The organism is Kineococcus vitellinus, from assembly GCF_009906315.1.
Classification (GTDB): Bacteria; Actinomycetota; Actinomycetes; order Actinomycetales; family Kineococcaceae; genus Kineococcus; species Kineococcus vitellinus.
Genome location: NZ_JAAALL010000036.1, coordinates 9,078 through 22,798 on the forward strand (window position 1 = coordinate 9,078; position 13,721 = coordinate 22,798).

At 74.1% G+C, this 13,721-nt stretch carries 16 protein-coding genes; 8 read left to right on the top strand and 8 right to left on the bottom strand.

The annotated features are described in order from the left end of the window. On the top strand, nt 1–965 hold a 965-nt coding region (locus GTQ99_RS05350), incomplete at its 5' end, for an alpha/beta hydrolase fold domain-containing protein (RefSeq protein ID WP_240896816.1). Between the two features lie 60 nt (nt 966–1,025). Here GTQ99_RS05350 and GTQ99_RS05355 read toward each other — a convergent pair. Together GTQ99_RS05355 and GTQ99_RS05360 are read right to left on the bottom strand one after the other, a co-directional pair. Next, nucleotides 1,026–1,427 (bottom strand): hypothetical protein, encoded by a 402-nt coding sequence (locus tag GTQ99_RS05355; protein ID WP_166614709.1) that lies wholly within the window; start codon nt 1,425–1,427, stop codon nt 1,026–1,028. A 10-nt stretch (nt 1,428–1,437) separates the two neighbouring features. Further along, on the bottom strand, nt 1,438–2,304 hold the full coding sequence (locus tag GTQ99_RS05360; RefSeq protein ID WP_166614710.1) for an MmyB family transcriptional regulator: 867 nt from the start codon (nt 2,302–2,304) through the stop codon (nt 1,438–1,440). 86 nt (nt 2,305–2,390) lie between these two features. Between GTQ99_RS05360 and GTQ99_RS05365 the strand changes: the two genes are divergently transcribed. Next, nucleotides 2,391–3,215 (top strand): SDR family NAD(P)-dependent oxidoreductase, encoded by an 825-nt coding sequence (locus tag GTQ99_RS05365; protein ID WP_166614711.1) that lies wholly within the window; start codon nt 2,391–2,393, stop codon nt 3,213–3,215. Nucleotides 3,216–3,278: 63 nt separating this feature from the next. On the opposite strand, the gene GTQ99_RS05370 is transcribed toward GTQ99_RS05365, so the two are convergent. Then, complete coding sequence (locus GTQ99_RS05370; protein WP_166614712.1) at nt 3,279–3,686, bottom strand: winged helix-turn-helix transcriptional regulator; 408 nt, start codon at nt 3,684–3,686, stop codon at nt 3,279–3,281. Nucleotides 3,687–3,821: 135 nt separating this feature from the next. Here GTQ99_RS05370 and GTQ99_RS05375 point away from each other — a divergent pair, with 135 nt between their 5' ends. Next, entirely contained in the window at nt 3,822–4,232 is a 411-nt protein-coding gene (locus GTQ99_RS05375; RefSeq protein WP_338074747.1) for a RidA family protein, read from the top strand. Here the strand turns inward: GTQ99_RS05375 and GTQ99_RS05380 are convergent. The 4 genes from GTQ99_RS05380 to GTQ99_RS05395 all read right to left on the bottom strand — a co-directional run bounded on the left by GTQ99_RS05380 (nt 4,175) and on the right by GTQ99_RS05395 (nt 7,369). Then, entirely contained in the window at nt 4,175–4,813 is a 639-nt protein-coding gene (locus GTQ99_RS05380) for a WHG domain-containing protein (RefSeq protein WP_166614713.1), read from the bottom strand. The two genes, GTQ99_RS05375 and GTQ99_RS05380, sit on opposite strands and share 58 nt — an antisense overlap. A gap of 246 nt (nt 4,814–5,059) precedes the next feature. Continuing rightward, nucleotides 5,060–5,542, bottom strand: a complete 483-nt coding sequence (locus GTQ99_RS05385; protein WP_166614714.1) for a hypothetical protein — start codon at nt 5,540–5,542, stop codon at nt 5,060–5,062. Nucleotides 5,543–5,654: 112 nt separating this feature from the next. Further along, entirely contained in the window at nt 5,655–6,623 is a 969-nt protein-coding gene (locus GTQ99_RS05390) for an alpha/beta hydrolase family protein (protein ID WP_166614715.1), read from the bottom strand. A gap of 314 nt (nt 6,624–6,937) precedes the next feature. Continuing rightward, the gene (locus tag GTQ99_RS05395) at nt 6,938–7,369 is read right to left on the bottom strand and encodes a VOC family protein (RefSeq protein WP_166614716.1); all 432 of its coding nucleotides are present in this window, start codon (nt 7,367–7,369) and stop codon (nt 6,938–6,940) included. A gap of 61 nt (nt 7,370–7,430) precedes the next feature. Here GTQ99_RS05395 and GTQ99_RS05400 point away from each other — a divergent pair, with 61 nt between their 5' ends. From GTQ99_RS05400 to GTQ99_RS05410, 3 genes are all read left to right on the top strand, one after another. After that, on the top strand, nt 7,431–8,405 hold the full coding sequence (locus GTQ99_RS05400) for a WYL domain-containing protein (RefSeq protein WP_166614717.1): 975 nt from the start codon (nt 7,431–7,433) through the stop codon (nt 8,403–8,405). Between the two features lie 197 nt (nt 8,406–8,602). Next, nucleotides 8,603–9,025: an ester cyclase gene (locus GTQ99_RS05405; RefSeq protein WP_166614718.1), complete on the top strand. Its 423-nt coding sequence runs from the start codon at nt 8,603–8,605 to the stop codon at nt 9,023–9,025. Nucleotides 9,026–9,140: 115 nt separating this feature from the next. Next, nucleotides 9,141–9,779: a hypothetical protein gene (locus tag GTQ99_RS05410; protein WP_166614719.1), complete on the top strand. Its 639-nt coding sequence runs from the start codon at nt 9,141–9,143 to the stop codon at nt 9,777–9,779. Nucleotides 9,780–9,982: 203 nt separating this feature from the next. On the opposite strand, the gene GTQ99_RS05415 is transcribed toward GTQ99_RS05410, so the two are convergent. Beyond that, nucleotides 9,983–10,387 (bottom strand): nuclear transport factor 2 family protein, encoded by a 405-nt coding sequence (locus GTQ99_RS05415; protein WP_166614720.1) that lies wholly within the window; start codon nt 10,385–10,387, stop codon nt 9,983–9,985. 363 nt (nt 10,388–10,750) lie between these two features. Between GTQ99_RS05415 and GTQ99_RS05420 the strand changes: the two genes are divergently transcribed. Continuing rightward, entirely contained in the window at nt 10,751–10,969 is a 219-nt protein-coding gene (locus tag GTQ99_RS05420) for a hypothetical protein (protein WP_166614721.1), read from the top strand. Nucleotides 10,970–11,279: 310 nt separating this feature from the next. Then, nucleotides 11,280–13,595 carry an AAA family ATPase gene (locus GTQ99_RS05425; RefSeq protein ID WP_166614722.1) on the top strand — a complete coding sequence of 772 codons (2,316 nt, stop codon included), beginning with the start codon at nt 11,280–11,282 and terminating at the stop codon, nt 13,593–13,595. Nucleotides 13,596–13,721: the final 126 nt, after the last annotated feature.

Here is a 13,721-nt window from a genome sequence, read left to right on the forward strand (position 1 = left end):
GTCGTGAACCGCCGCTGCGCGTCCCCCGGGATCAACGAGCCCACCGGCGCGAGGAGGCGGTGCTCGTGGTGCTCCCCGAGGCCCTGATCCCCCTCTACCTGCGGGCGACCCGGGCCAACGCCCCGTTCCTCAGCCCCGAATCCGCAGACCGGGCCGTCCGTGACGCCGAACTGCGTCCACAGCCGTACGGTCCACCGTCCCGGCTGCGCCCGGGCGTGCACGTGAGCGTGGAACACGTCGGCGTCGGCCGCGGCACGGACAGGCCCGTCTACACCGTGGCACCTGCTCGAGGCACCCCCACCGGTGCCGTCGTCTACACCCACGGTGGTGGCTGGCACCACGAGATCTCCGCCCAGCACTGGTCCCTCATCGCCCAGACGGCGGCCGAGGCGAACGTCGCGGTGAGCGTCCCGATCTACTCGCTGCTGCCCTTCGGCCACGCCCAGGACGCCCACGACCTCGTCCTGCGGTGCGCCCTGCAGCTGATCGAGCAGCACGGCGGCGTGGTCCTGGTCGGGGACTCCGCGGGAGGCCAGATCAGCCTGTCGGTCGCTCAGACCCTGCGCGATCGAGGGGTGGTCGCCCAGCGCACCGTGCTGATCTCCCCCGCCCTGGACCTGACCTTCTCCCACCCCGACATCCCTCTCGTGCAGCCGAAGGACCCCTGGCTGGCTCCGGGCGGTGGACGCGAGCTCGGGCGTCGCTGGGCCGGTGACCTGGAGGTGCGGGACCCCGTGGTCAGCCCGCTCTTCGGCCGCTTCGAGGGCTTGGGGCCGATGCTCGTGTTCAGCGGGAGCCGCGACGTGCTCAACCCCGACGCCCACGTCCTGCTGGAGCGGGCGCGGGCAGCGGGCGTCGACATCACCCTGAGCGAGCGTGCCGGTGCTCTGCACGTGTTCCCGCTGCTGCCGACCCGCAGCGGCCGCACCGCCCGGGCCGAGATCGTCGCGGCACTGCGCAGCTGACCGCCCTTCCGCCTCCGTCGTGCACCACGTGTTCGAGCAAACCCGTCTCCGCTCGTCCGCTCACGTCCCGTCCTCGCCGAGCACGGTGGTGGCTCCCGCGGTCGAGGACGTCAACGGCTCAGCGGTGACGCCCCGACCCGGCGGTCGTGGCGCCGGCCGGGACGTCGTCGACCTCGCGGTCTCGTCGGCGGCCGCGGCGGTGCGCGAGCCCTCCTCGAGCACCGCCGCGGCGGTCCGCGCCAGCTGGGTGCCGCGTTCAGCGTCGCAGGCGAGCACGGGCCCGAGGTGCCGGTCGACGCCCTGATCTCCTCGCGCACCACCCTCGACGGCGTCGACGAGGCGATGGACGCCCTCGCCGAGGGCCGCGCGGTGCGCCAGGTGGTGCGCTTCGACGCCCCCTCCGGCGCCGCTGCGGGCGCTGGAGGGGACCGCGACTGCACGCAGCACCGGGTCCTCGATCACCTCGTGCGGCTCAGCGCACACCGTCCACGCTGCTGCCCGCGACGCCCAGCACCTCCAGGAACGCCAGGGCCTCGGCGCCGGCGGAGCCGGGCGGTGCCGTGTAGAGCACGAGGTGCTGGTCGCGGTCGGGCAGCGCCAGGGCGTCGCAGTCCACGCTCACCCGCCCGACCACGGGGTGGTGGAAGGTCTTGGCGAGCATCGGCGGCGCCTGCACGTCGTGGCGCTGCCACAGCCGGGTGAAGTCCGCGCTGCCCGCGCGCAGCTCCTCCACCAGGGAGCCGACCACGGGGTCCGCGGGGTAGCGGGCCAGCGCCGAGCGCAGTTGCCCGACCACGCCGAGGCGGAACTCGGCGGCATCGGAGATGCCGTACAGCGAGCTCCCCGGCCCGGCCGGCCCCGCCGGTCCGAGGAAGGCCTTCCGCGCCAGGTTGCGCTCGCGCGGGGTCAGCGGCGCGAAGTCCTCCATGAGCGCCGCCGCCAGCTCGTTCCAGGCCAGCACCTCGAAGGTGACCGAGATCACCAGGGCCGCCGTCTGCGGCAGGCGCCGCAGCAGCGCGAGGACGCTGGGGCGCACCTCGCGCTGGTGCAGCCCGCCGCGCAGCGGGGCGGTGCCCGCCAGCAGGTGCAGGTGCCCGGACTCCGCGTCGGTCAGCCGCAGCGCCTCGGCGATCCCCGCCAGGACCTCGGCCGAGGGGCGCGGCGCCCGGCCCTGCTCCAGGCGCACGTAGTACTCGGTGGAGATGTGCGCCAGGACCGCGACCTCCTCGCGGCGCAGCCCGGGCGTGCGGCGCCGGGGCCCCGGCGGCAGACCGACGTCCTGCGGTCGCAGCCGCTCACGCCGGCTGCGCAGGAAGGCGCCGAGCTCGTGCTTGTCCACCCCTCCAGTCTGCACACCCCCCGGCACGCGATCCTGGTACTCCCTGTGCCTGCCTGCGGGCCGCGGCCCGGGACACCGTGGTGGCCATGACGAGCACCACCGGCACCCCCGTCCCCCAGACCTCCGCGATCGGCCTGCTGACCGGCAAGGTCGTCCTCATCACCGGCGCCAGCCGCGGCATCGGCGCCGCCGCGGCGCACCTGTTCGCCCGCGAGGGCGCCGCCGTCGTCCTCGCCGCGCGCAGCACCGACGCGCTGGAGCGCCTGGCCGGCCGGATCCGCCTCGAGGGCGGCCGCGCCGACACGGTCGCCCTCGACCTGGCCGACGCCGCGAGCATCCGTGCGGCCGTCGACCGCGTCGAGCAGCTGCACGGCCGCCTGGACGGGGCCTTCAACAACGGCGCGACGATCCAGCAGCCCGGCCCGCTGGAGAGCACCAGCGAGGAGGACATCGACGAGCAGTTCACGGTCAACTTCCGCGCGCACTGGACCGCCATGACCGCCCAGGCCGCGCTCATGCGCCGCAACCCTGGAAACCCCGCGGACCCCGGAGCGGGGGGCGCGGCGATCGTCAACACCTCCAGCATCGGCAGCCGTCGCGCGAACCCCGCGCTGCCGGCCTACGGGGCGATGAAGCGCGCGCTCAACAGCCTCACCGAGACCGCTGCCGTCACCTGGGCCCGCTACGGGATCCGGGTCAACGCCATCACCCCGGGCGGCACGGCGACGCAGATGATCGAGGAGTGGGAGACGGCGACGCCCGGGATCACCGAGCGGATCAACGCGACCGTCCCGCTGGGGCGGATGGCCGAACCCCGCGAGGTCGCCGAGGTGGCCGCGTGGTTGCTCAGCGACCGCGCGTCCATGGTGACCGGGGCGCTCGTGCCGGTCGACGGCGGCGCCGGCGCCTGACCGCTCGCCCGGGTGACCGGTGCTCCCCCGCACCCGGCTCGGGCCACCGCAGCGGGCGTGTCCTCACCCCAGCTCGAAACGTGCCCGGGCCGCCTCGACCTCGGCCAGGTGCTGCGCGCTCCAGGCCAGCAGCCCTTCGATCGGCTCCCGCATGCTCTTGCCCAACGCGCTGATGCGGTACTCCACCGCCACCGGCCGGGTGCTGAGGAGGCACCGCTCGACGACCCCGTTGCGCTCCAGCCGACGCAGTGTCGCCGTCAGCGACTTGCCGGTGACCGCGGGGATGGCGCGGCGCAGTTCGCTGAAGCGGCAGGGACGCTCGCACAACGTCTCCAGCACCTGCAGCGACCACCTGTCCAGCACCTGCTCGAGCACCTCGCGGTGCGGTGCGGTGATCCGCAGGGGCGCCTCGGGGCGGGTGCTCCGCTGAGTCGGCGGACGGGTGGCTGCGCCTCGAGCGGTTTCCGGCATGACACCAAGTCTCGTTGAAGTTCCCGCCGGCGATCAAGTATCCATGAGCTACCGCCCGCGGAGAGCGCAGCGTCGTGGGTGGTGCGACCGGCGGCCGAAGACCGCACCGGCGACCGAGGACCACAGGAGCTCACCGTGCCCGTCCACCTGCTCACCCCTGCAGGACTCATGCAGCCCGTGCCCTACCACCACGTGGCGATCGCCACCGGGAACCGGCACGTCCACGTCGCCGGGCAGATCGCCCGCGACGCCGACGGATCACCGCTCTCACCCGGTGACCTGAGCGGCCAGGTCGCGCACGCGCTGCGCAACACCGCCACCGCCCTGCGGGCCGCCGGGGCCTGCTTCGCCGACGTCGTGCGCCTGACGTGCTACGTGACCGACTGGACACCGGACAAGATCGGTCCCTTCACGGCCGGCATCGAGCAGGTCAGCGAGGAGCTTGGGTTGCCGCGTCCGCTGCCGCCCGCTTCCCTCATCGGCGTCAGCTACCTCTTCGAGCCGGACGTGCTCGTGGAGGTCGAAGCCACCGCCGTCCTCGACTGAGCGCCGCGCGCGACGTCGGACAGCTCGCGGAGGCCGCGGTCGATGAAGGCGATCAACCACCGGAAGCTGGCTTCGATCTCGTCCTCGGTGTGCATGTCTCCCGCCGGCTCGATCAAGCAGAACCCGTCCAGGAAGCTGCGGAGCATCTGGAGGGCGTGCCGCGTGTCCTCCTCGTGGATCCCGTACCCGCTCAGGACGGCCAGGTGGGATTCGATGACCCGCAGCCACGCGAGGTGGAGCGGATCCTCGGGACCGGTCGCCGTGTTGTGCAGGGTGGCCGCGAAGCGGCCGGGGAAGTCCCGGGCGTACCGCCGTGTCGCGTGGGCGGCGGCTTCGAGCGCCTGACGTTCCGAGCGGCCCTGCATCGCGTCGCGCAGGGCGTCGCCGATCTCGGTGACCGCCAGCACTGCGACGCGGCGACTGAGGTCCGCCTGCCCTGCCACGTGCTTGTAGAGGGACGGCGCCCGCACCCCGAGCCTGTCCGCGACCAGCCCCATCGTGAGGTTGGCGTAGCCGACGTCGTCGACGACCTCGGCTGCTGCGCGGGTGACGGTGGCGGCGCCGAGGCCGGCCCTAGGCACGGCGAGCCCGCGTTCTGCACCTTCGGGTGGCGAGGTGCGTGTCGTTCGAGAGCCTCATGAGGAGAACCAGTCGCATCGATGTGCGGCTGCACCCGGTCGTGGGTACGCGCATTAGCCGCAAGGTAGCACGATTAGTCAGGACCGTCCGTGACGGGCCGGCACGCTGCACCGCCGCGGTTCCGGGAGAGGTCCGGCTCTGCGGTGTCGACCATCGACGGCGTTCGCGGACCCGCCGAGCACGTCGCCCTACCCGGCGGCGGGTGGCTCGACCCCGGCCTGCGTCAGGAAGACCCAGGCGCTGTAGGCCCCCCACGCCAGCCCCACCAGAGCGCTCAGCGCGTAGAGGCCCATGGCGGCCTCCGACCCCGCGAGGCAGAACGCACCTGCGAGCAGGATGCCGGCCGCGAACACGCCCAGAGCGGCGAGGAGGGCGGGGCGTGCGCGGGTGCCGGTGCCGAGCCGGGCGGCCTTGTCGAGCCGCACGAGCAGGGCGAGGCTGGCGAGGGACGAGGCGACCAGTTCCACCCCGAGGGCGTTGACCGGCTGGGGGACGGTGATGAGCGCGGCGGTGATCGCGGTGGTGATGAAGAGGGTCACGGTTTGCGCGGCGCGGTTGCGGTGCTCCTGGGAGACGGCGACGACGTCGAAGCGGAACGCGACGACGATGAAGACGAGCCCGGTCAGCCCGCCCGCGCTCGCACCGACGGTGGCTGCGAATGTGGTCCACACGGTTGCTCCTGGTGGTGGTGGGCGACTCTGGCGGCGACCCGTGGGCCGCCGCCCGAGCTCGGGGCTGGGCTGAGCCCAGGTCGGTGCGCCTGCTGCTGCTTCGCCTCGAGCCCTACTTCGTCTCGACCTTGGCCAGGGGCTGCTCGGCGTCGGCGAGCGCGTCGACGGCGTTCGGCCAGGCGGGGTCGTCGGCGAAGAGCCGGCTGCGCAGGTACGCCCACACCAGGGCGCGGAGCGTGGCGACCCGCTCGGGGTCCTCGTCCGAGGTCTCGGCCGCGTCGTAGCCGGAGACGCCTCCGTAGATGTGCTCTGCTCCGAAGAGGGTCAGGAGCGTCTTGCCGGGCCCCGGGCTGAGGGCGAACGCGTCGGAGCGGTAGCTGATCCGTTCCGAGAAGAACGGGTTGAGGTCGGCGTCGCCGGCGACGACGAGAGCCGTGCCCGTCATGGTGCTGAAGTCGAGGTGCTGCAGGACGGGGTAGTTCTCACGGGCCCAGTCCGCCAGGTCGTGGCCGGATCCGGGAGCGCCGATGAGGACGCCGGCCTTGATCCGGGGGTCGGAGAGGTCCTTGGCGCGCTGGTCGGCGGGGTCCAGGACCTGCATGCCCAGCAGGGAGGCGACGGTCATGCCCCCCAGGGAGTGGCCGACGGCGGCGACCCGTTCGGCGTCGAGCCCGCGCGCGGCGAGGCCGGGGACCTGGTCCTGGATGTCGCCGAGGTGGTCGAGGACGTGGCGCACGTCGCTCGCCCGGTCGTGCCAGAAGAGCGGCGCGTCAGGGAGGTCCGCCTCGCGCAGGCCGAGCTCGCTGGCGTCCAGGTGCGTGGGCTGGATGACGGCGAAGCCGTGGGCGGCCCAGAACTCGACCAGCGGGGCGTAGCCCTTCATGGAGGCCAGGAAGTTGGACGCGCCGTGACCGTGGGAGAGGAGGATGACCGGCAGGTCGCTGCCCGCAGCGGGTACGGAGACCTTGACCTGCAGGGGGCTGGGACGGCCCGGGGCGTCGACCGTGACGGGGTGGTAGGTGATGACCGGCTGCGACGCGTCGACGGGGACGATGCCGGCGTCGGTGAACGGATTGCTCATGGTGAGTCCTTCGATTCGGCTGCTGGGGCACTGTCGTGCGGATCCGCGAGCTGGCGCTGGTGGTGACGGCTAATGCTAGTAGCCATACCCAGAGGCTATTTACCCTAGCCAGACCGTGTCAACCCTCCGCTGGGGACCGCTTCCCCACCTGCGCGCGGCCGTCCCGCGCCCCGACGGGCCCGGGCACCGTCCGCCGCCGAGGACGTGGCAGAGCCCGACCGGTGCCGGCCGGCCCCTTCCCGAGCCCGAGAGCTCGCAGGGCCGGCGGCAGTCCGGTCGTCCCGCCTGGTGCACGCCTGTCGCGCGCCGCACGCTCAGGCGCCGAACTTGGCGACGGCTTCCGGGCTGACGGGCGTGAAGAGGTTGACCAGGTTGCCGTCCGGGTCGCGCAGGAGCAGGGAGCGATTGCCCCACGGCATCGTGGTCGGCTCGTCGACGAAGCCGTCCACGAGGTCCCGCAGCCGCGCGTGCTCCGCGTCGACGTCGACGACGAGGAACTCGATGATCGCGCTGTGGTTGTCCGCGGGTCGGGCCGCGCCGGTCCCGAACAGTGCGACGGTGCGGCTGCTGCCGATCGCCACCGTCCCGACGGGGGTGGACACCTCGGCGAAGTCGGGGGTCGACCACGCCGCTCCCGCACCGGTGACCCGCTCGTAGAAGCCGACCAGGCGGGCGACGTCATCGGTGATCAGGCGCACCGACAGGAGCCGTGCGACAGCGTGCGAGGGGCGGGGGTTCGTCGTCATGAGCACGACGCTAGGAGCGGTACCGGGCAAGACCCGCCCGGTTTCGTGGGACGATGTCCCGGTGCCCCGCCCGACGGCCCGCGTGCTGCAGCTGCTCGAGCTGCTGCAGTCCAGCTCGGGCACCCGCACCGTGGCCGATCTGGCCGCGCGCCTGGAGGTCGACGAGCGGACGGTGCGCCGCTACGTGGCCCACCTGGTCGACCTCGACGTCCCGGTGCAGTCGGTGCGGGGCCGGTACGGCGGCATCCGACTGGGTCCGGGGCACCGCATGCCGCCGCTGATGCTCACCCACGAGGAGGCCCTCGTCGTCCTGCTCGGACTGGTCACCGCACACCCGTCGGGAGTGCTGAGCGCGTCACCGGGAGTGGTGGACGGCGCCGTGGCCAAGCTGCGACGCGTCCTGCCGGTCGCCGTGATGGACCGCGTGGGTGCGCTGGTGCAGACCGCCGCCGTCGCCGCCCCCCGGGCCGGCGCCCCCCGGACGAGCGTCCTGCTCCTGCTCGCCCGGGCCGTGCGCGAGCAGCGACCGGTCGCCGTGACCTACACCCCTGCCGGCGGCGAGCAGGCCCTGCGCACCGTGCACCCCTACGGCGTGGTGGCCCGCGGCGGGCGCTGGTACCTCGCCGCTGCCGACCCCGCCACCGGTGCTGTGCGCACCTTCCGCGTGGACCGGATCGACGCGGCCGAGGTCCTCGTCGGATCCTTCGACGTCCCGGACGGCTTCGATCCTGCCGACCACGTGCACTCGACCCTGTCCGCGGTCCCCTGGCGCCACGAGGTGTCCGTGCGGGTGCAGGGAACGGCGGGCGAGGTCGAGCCGCTGTTCCCGCCGGGACTGGTCACCGTCGAGGACGCCTCGCCCGGACGGGGGTGGGTGCGGGTGACGATGCGGGCCGAGCGGCTGGACTGGGTACCCGCCGTGCTCGCCGCACTGCCCGTCCCCTTCGTCGTCGAGGGGCCCGAGGCCCTGCGGGACCTCGTGCGCTCACTGGCCGCCCGTCTGAGCGAGAGCGTCGGCAGTCCTGCCGCTCCATGACCGACGCCCTGCTGTGGCAGGACCGGGTGGCAGGACCGGGTGGCAGGTGTGCTCACCCTGCGGCTGCAGCAGCGGATCCGGCGGGCCGTGCGCCGCTCCCGGTCCGCGCCGAAACCCTGACCGCCGGTCCACGAGGTCTGTCCCCGACGGGGCCGCGTGGCTATCGTTGAGCCGTCCGGCGCCCGGATCCCACGCCGATGGAGGCGGTCGAGATGTCACCGGAGGAGATCAGCACGCTCCTGCAGCGCTTCGCCCTGGACCCGTGGAACACCGGTGACCTCACCGGCCTCGACGACACCACGACCGAGGACTACTTCCTGCACGGCGAGCCCGGGCAGGAAGCCGGGCGGCTCAGCGACCTGAAGGACACCATCCGCACCTACCGCGCAGCGTTCCCGGACCTGCTCATGACTGTCGAGGAGACGATCGCGCAGGAGGACCGCCTGGCCTACCGGTGGACCATGCGCGGAACCCACCAGGGCGAGTTCGACGGCATCGCACCCACCGGCGGAGCCGTCACCTTCTCCGGCATCACGATCGTGCACCTGCAGGACGGCAGGATCAGCGAGGACCGCTACGAGTCGAGCAGTCCCAGCACCCAGCAGCAGCTCACCACCTGAACGTACCCCGGCCAGTCCCGACCAGCAGTGGACGTCCCGCGCTCCTTCCGGGCGCGGCCTCGCGCACCGCGGGAGCGGGGCTCCCCCGACGCGACCACCACGAGGTGCGTACGCCGTGCCGCCGACCACCACACCCCTGGGCACCGCCCCAGCACGCCCCACGCAGCTCAGGGCACCGGGCACCACGCCGCCCTCCGCCGCGCACGACCCCGCCTCCTCCGCGCACCACTGCGCCGGCGCTTCCACGGCGATCACCGCGGCGCGCCCCGAAGCGCGCTGGGTGTGGGCCCTGGCCCGCGAGGAGGACGTGCAGCGCATCAGCGCCGCGGACGCTGCCGCCATCGCCCGCTGCGTGCCGGAGGCCGCCGGGGACCGGATCAGCGCGCAGGCGGGCAGGGCAGCTCTGCGCTCCCGCGCAGGCACCGCCGCGCGCGCCGTCGTGCTGCGCTCCGGCGTGCGCCGCTGGGTCCTCGCACTGGCGCGCACCTGCTGCCCCGAGGTGATCGAGGCCCACCCCACGTGCTTCCGCCAGGTCGGCGTCCCGGTCGAGGAGGAGATCGCCCAGCACTGCCACAGCCTGCTCGGCACGGCCCGACTGGTCCTGGCCATCGGCGAGCACTGGCCCGACCGGTGGATCGCACTGTCCCACCGCAGCGCGCTGCCCGCCGCGCTGGTCCGACAGCGGCTGAGCACACCACAGGGTCTGCGCACCGAGGAGGTCGTCGCCGCTCTGCGCGCTCACGAAATGCCGTGAACCCCGAGGAAGCATTGCACCAGGCGCACCCACCACCCGCGGCACTCTCACACCGGAGGCGGTTGCCGGTGGGCGAGCGCACACCTGAACACCTCGAGGACGGCGCTCCCCGCCGCGTGAGGCCGGGCGACCGGCGGCAGCCGCCGACACCCGCACCCGCACCCGCACCCGCACCCGCACCCGCAGGGATCGACGCCGCGCGCTCACCCGCCCGCGCGGGCCAAGGGCGCGAGCGCAGCGAAGGAGGTGTACAGGCGCATCGCGCGGATGCCTGCGGCACCCAGGTCGTACACCAGGCAGAAGGGGACCCGCACCCGCCGCTCGAGCGCCGCGCCCCCCGTCGCCACGAACTCGCCCTCCAAGAAGGCGCGACCCGAGGTGACGTCGAGGGACCTCGCCTCGGGCCGGGCCTCGAACATCGTGGTGTGCAGGGCGAGGACGTACTCGCGCACCGCCTCCCTGCCGGTGAACGACTGCCCGGTGTCGAGGTTCGCCCACGTGACGTCGTCGGTGAAGAAGCGTGCGAAGTCCTCACCCCGGCTCATCGCCGCGAAGTACTCCTGCAACAGCCGCTCGTCGGCCTGCGCGCGTTGCGCGGTGTCGGGCACCTCGCACCTCCTCCACCGGCTCACCCGCCCCGGCTCCCCCCACCGGCCTCGATCGAGCATGGCGCGAGCGGCGGATGCGGTCCAGCGTCCGCCGCGAGGACGTCGCAGGGCGGGGGGTGTTCGCGCCGCTGCTGCGGTGGCAGCATCCCCTCGTGGTGTCGATGCGGACGACGCGGACGACGCAGCAGGTGGTGCAGCCGCGCAGCGGTGACGGGGTGCGCGGCAGCGCGGTGCTCGTGCACGGCACCTGGGGCTGCCCCGCCGACTGGAACCCCCTGCGCGCCCTGCTGCAACCGCTCGGCGTCGCCGTCAGCGCCGCCGACCTGCCCTCCCACCGCGGGGCTGCTCGAGGACGCCGAGCACGTGCGCACCCTCCTGCGCGCCGCCACCCCACCCGTCGTGCTCGTCGGCTGGTCCTACGGCGGGGACGTCGTCGGCTTGGCCGCACCCGGCGAGCAGGAACGCCGCGACGCCCACGCGTCCTGCACCGACGTGCGGGAGGTGGACTGCGACCACTTCATCCTCTGGCGCTGCCCGCAGACCATCGCCGACGTGATCGTCCAGGCGCTGCAGGAAACCTGACGGAGCCCGGCCTGCTGCGTGCGCCCCGCGGACCCCGCTGCCTCGGCTGGAGGCGACTCCCTCCGCTGGATCCGACGCACCACCACCGGCGACGAGCGCGTGGCCGTGCCGGAGCTCGTGCCGACCGCTCACGCCGTCATCGGACGCCCGAGCAGGAACGCTGCGACGGCCGAGCCGCCACCACGCAGCGACCACCACACCCAGGGTCGGAACGGTGCGAGCTGCGGGGGCTGCAGCCGCCGACCCCGATGGCCGGGTCCGGTCGTCGGGTCTGGTCGCAGCGCCGATGCCGCCGCTACAGTCCACGCCTGTGGCCAGCCCGAGGAGGCTCCTGGGTCGAGCCGGTGAACTCCAGCACGTCGGGGAGCTGCTGGGGCGCGCCCGCAACGGCCGCGGCGGCGCGCTGCTGCTGACCGGCGAGCCGGGGATCGGCAAGACCGCTCTGCTGCAGGAGGCGACCTCCTCGCCGACCGGAGCGCGCCTGCTGCGGGTGGACGGCTACGAGGCGGAGTCCACCATCGCCTTCGCCGCCCTGCAGCGGTTGCTGACCCCGCTGCGCGAGCACCTGCCCGCCCTGCCCCAGCCGCACCAGCAGGCCCTCCGCGTGGCGGCAGGGGCGGTGGCCGGTCCAGCGCCGGACCGCTTCCTCGTCGGGCTGGGAGTGCTGGGCCTGCTGGCCGCCGCCGGTGGGGAGAGCCCGTTGACCTGCGTCGTCGACGATGCCCACCTGCTGGACGAGGAGTCGCGGGACGCGCTGGCCTTCGTCGCCCGGCGCCTGGATGCGGAGTCGGTCGCCCTGCTGCTCGCCGCCCGTGAGGATGCCGCCCTGCACACCCGGATGGCCGGCGTGGCCACCCTGCGGCTGTCGGGGCTCGGCGCCGAGCCGGCCATCGCCCTGCTGCGCCGCTCGCTGCCGGAGGCGATCGACCCGGCGGCCGCCGCGCAGATCGCCGCGGCCACCGGCGGCAACCCCCTGGCGCTGATCGACCTGGCCGGTGAGCTGAGCGTGCGGCGCCTGACCGAGGCCAGCTTCGTGGACGAGCCCTTCCCGGTGGGGCGCCACCTGGAGGCGCACTACCTGCGCCAGGTGCGCCACCTGCCCGCGCCCGTGCAGCGGTGGCTGCTGATCGCCGCCGCCGACTCCACCGGCACCGTGGACGTCATCGCCGCCGCCGCCCACGAGCTCGGCGTGCCCACCACCGCTGCGGACGAGGCGGAAGCAGCAGGGCTGGTCGAGCTCGCCGGCCCGGTGCGCTTCCGCCACCCGCTGGTGGAGTCCGCCGCCTACAACGCCGCCGTCGGGGCCGAGCGCCGGCGGGTGCACCGGGCGTTGTCGGCAGCGACGGGCGCGGCTGGCCACATCGAGCTGCGGGCCTGGCACGCGGCGAAGGCGAGCCTGGGCACCGATGCGGCCGTGGCCGACCAGCTCGAGGACGTCGCCGACCTCGCCGGGCGCCGCGGCGGGCTCTCCTCGCGCGCCAGCGTCCTGGTCCGCGCCTCCGAGCTGACGCCACCCGGCGAGCTCAAGCACACCCGACGGGTCGCCGCCGCCGAGTCCGCGCTGGGCGCCGGCGCCGCACAGCGCGCCAAGGACCTGCTCGACGAGGTCGACGAGGAAGCGCTGGCCCCGCCGGCCCGGGGCCGGGTGACGTCGGTGCGCGCCGCTCACGCGCTCTTCACCGCCGACCCGGCGGTGCGCACGTGCGCGGCGCAGATGCTGCAGGCGGCAGAGTGCTTCCACGGCCACGACGTCGCCGCCGAGCAGCACGCGCTGATCCGGGCGTTCGAGTTCACCCTGCCGGCGGAGCGGCTGGCGCAGGGGGTGGCGCTGCAGCACCTGGGCGAGCGCCTGCGCGCGGGAGCGGAGCTGCAGGAGGGGACGGCCGCGACGATCCTGCGAGGGTTGAGCGCGCTGATCCTGCTGCCCCACCGCGATGCCGTACCGCTCATGCGCCGGGCCGTGGAGGAGATCAGCCGCCTTCCCCCCGCGGGGCTGCTGCACTACGGCACCACCAGCGTCGCGCTGAGCACCGCGCTGTGGGACGCGGACGCGCGCCGCGACTGCCTGGAGCGCACCGCCGCTGCCGCCCGGGACGCCGGTTCGCTGCAGCTGCTGGACACCACCTGGTGGATCATGTCCTCGGCCGAGCTGCAGGGCGGCACTCCCCGCCGCGCGCAGCAGTACATCGACCAGGTGCGCGAGCTGCGCCGGGCCATCGGCTACGACGCCGAGCACGTGGTCAACGTGGCGCTGCTGACGTGGGCGGGGGCACCGCGAGCGCAGGTGCTGACGCTCACCCAGGCGTCGGCGGCCACCGGCTTCGGGGGGGGTGCACGCCGCTGGCGTCACGGCCCTGGCCATCCGGGACCTCGCCGAGGGCCGCTACCGCGATGCCTACGCCCAGCTGGCACCGCTGGCCGAGGACCCCTTCTTGCACGTGACGCCGCTGATGCACCCCGACCTCGTCGAAGCCGCGGTGCGCAGCGGTCGGCTCGAGGAGGCTCGCCGCACCACCCAGCACCTGCAGCAGCTCGCCGAGGCGAACGCCTCGGCGTGGGCCGGCGGCGTGGCCCACCGCTGCCGGGCACTGCTGGAGGAGAGCGGCGGCGAGCAGGAAGCGGCTGAGAAGGTGTTGCGTTACCTGTTGATCACTGAGGGTCGGTCTTCGCCTCGTCCTTGAGGGTGCCGTCCTCGGTGAGACGGCGAGCCGCTTCGATCTCGATCGGACCGCGCGGCTTCACGTCTTGGCCG

Coding starts and splice junctions, on each gene's coding strand:
- GTQ99_RS05365 (WP_166614711.1), top strand. CDS start 2,391: ATGACGAGCACCACCGGCACCCCCGTCCCCCAGACCTCCGCGATCGGC.
- GTQ99_RS05370 (WP_166614712.1), bottom strand. CDS start 3,686: ATGCCGGAAACCGCTCGAGGCGCAGCCACCCGTCCGCCGACTCAGCGG.
- GTQ99_RS05390 (WP_166614715.1), bottom strand. CDS start 6,623: ATGAGCAATCCGTTCACCGACGCCGGCATCGTCCCCGTCGACGCGTCG.
- GTQ99_RS05395 (WP_166614716.1), bottom strand. CDS start 7,369: ATGACGACGAACCCCCGCCCCTCGCACGCTGTCGCACGGCTCCTGTCG.
- GTQ99_RS05405 (WP_166614718.1), top strand. CDS start 8,603: ATGGAGGCGGTCGAGATGTCACCGGAGGAGATCAGCACGCTCCTGCAG.